Source organism: Pseudomonas sp. RIT-PI-o (assembly GCF_001297215.1).
Taxonomy (GTDB): Bacteria; Pseudomonadota; Gammaproteobacteria; order Pseudomonadales; family Pseudomonadaceae; genus Aquipseudomonas; species Aquipseudomonas moraviensis_A.
Map to the genome: position 1 here is coordinate 1 of NZ_LHPA01000002.1, position 517 is coordinate 517.

At 47.2% G+C, this 517-nt stretch carries 2 tRNA genes and 1 rRNA gene; all 3 read right to left on the bottom strand.

Features of this window, described 5'->3' with window-relative positions:
• Positions 1-177 precede the first annotated feature (177 nt).
• Positions 178-253: transfer RNA gene (locus AEQ63_RS00020), tRNA-Ala, on the bottom strand.
• 10 nt (positions 254-263) lie between these two features.
• A tRNA-Ile gene (locus AEQ63_RS00025) sits at positions 264-340 on the bottom strand.
• A 123-nt stretch (positions 341-463) separates the two neighbouring features.
• Positions 464-517, bottom strand: a 16S ribosomal RNA gene (locus AEQ63_RS00030); the annotation flags it as partial.

The window sequence follows — 517 nt, forward strand, 5'->3', positions numbered from 1 at the left end:
CTCAACTAAGAGAACTCACAAATTTTACCTTAGCCTGATCCGTTACCAGTGAAAGTAACGTTCAGTCTATCTTTCTATCACATACCCAAATTTTTAAAGAACGATCCAGTCAAAGACTAGAAATCAATATTCACTACGAATATTCATTTCTAAACTCTGTAACGGCGAAGCAGTTTATGGTGGAGCCAAGCGGGATCGAACCGCTGACCTCCTGCGTGCAAGGCAGGCGCTCTCCCAGCTGAGCTATGGCCCCATAACAAAATTGGTGGGTCTGGGCAGATTCGAACTGCCGACCTCACCCTTATCAGGGGTGCGCTCTAACCAACTGAGCTACAGACCCAATTTCGAGCTTGTAACTGTTAGCTCAGAGCTATCAGCTTGGAGCTTAAAGCTGCTTCTATCGTCTTCTTCAATGAATCAAGCAATTCGTGTGGGAGCTCATGCAGCAGCTGATGTCGTCGATTAAGGAGGTGATCCAGCCGCAGGTTCCCCTACGGCTACCTTGTTACGACTTCAC